Below are 1019 nucleotides of genomic sequence, written 5' to 3' on the forward strand. Positions count from 1 at the left end.
ATTCCCACCGTTTTAGGCGTAGAACGTGTCACACTGTTGGCAAACTCGTCCAGAATCAGACGAACATGGACGGGCAGACGCCCGCCGTAGAAGTCATCCGCCTTGTCGCAGAGCAGATTGAAAAGCTGACTATACATGAGGGCGGCCACGAAATTGAAAGTGCTGTCCGTATCCGAAAGGATTACAAACAGCGCTGTCTTTTGGTCGCCCAGGGTATCCAGTTCCAGTTCGTCATACTCCATCAGATCCCGCAGCTCCTTGATATCGAAGGGAGCAAGCCGGGCACCGCAGGAAATGAGGATGGATTTTAATGTTTTGCCCGCCGCCATCTTGAATTTGCGGTACTGCTTGACGGCAAAGTGGGCCGGCTCCCGTTCCTCCAACTGAGAAAAGAGCAGGTCCACCGGGCTTTGGTAAGTCTCATCGTCCTCTCTGGCTTCGCTGGCATTGATAAGGTCCAGAAGTGTGATGAAGTTCTTTTCTTCCTCCGTGGCCTCGTACCAGATGTAGCCGATCAGTGCGGAATAATAGAGGCGTTCCGCTTTGACCCAGAAATCTTCCGAAGATTTTTCGCCTTCGCCCTTCGTGTTCATAATCAGGGCGTTTACCAGCTTTAAGATATCTTTCTCTGACCGAATGTAGGCCAGTGGGTTGTATTTCATGGATTTTCGGAAGTTTATCAGGTTGAGGCACTTGATACGGTATTTCTTCCGTTCCAGGAAAGTGCCAATCTCCGGCAGCAAGGTCCCTTTCGGATCGGTGCAGACATAGGACGAATGGGCTTGCAGCAGAGATGGCTTACAGAAGAACCTCGTCTTGCCGCTGCCGGAGCCGCCAATCACCAGAATGTTTTTATTTCTGGCATACTTCGGCTGCTTTGGACGGCTCGCCATCGTGATCCGCTCCGTCTGCGTCATGGGGATGTTCTGGAAAAAGTCCTTGTCCATGTAGGAAGCGATATCTGCCGCCGTACCCCATGAAGCGTTTTGTCAAGTGCTTTTTAGAGTTATTGACGCGAC

At 51.3% G+C, this 1019-nt stretch carries 1 pseudogene; it reads right to left on the bottom strand.

The window, feature by feature from the left end:
* Positions 1 to 986 (bottom strand): annotated as a pseudogene (locus tag PG418_RS19075) (VirD4-like conjugal transfer protein, CD1115 family); the annotation flags it as partial.
* Positions 987 to 1019: the final 33 nt, after the last annotated feature.

The organism is Bariatricus sp. TF06-38A (genome assembly GCF_027690675.1).
In the GTDB taxonomy this organism is placed as follows: domain Bacteria; phylum Bacillota; class Clostridia; order Lachnospirales; family Lachnospiraceae; genus Allocoprococcus; species Allocoprococcus comes.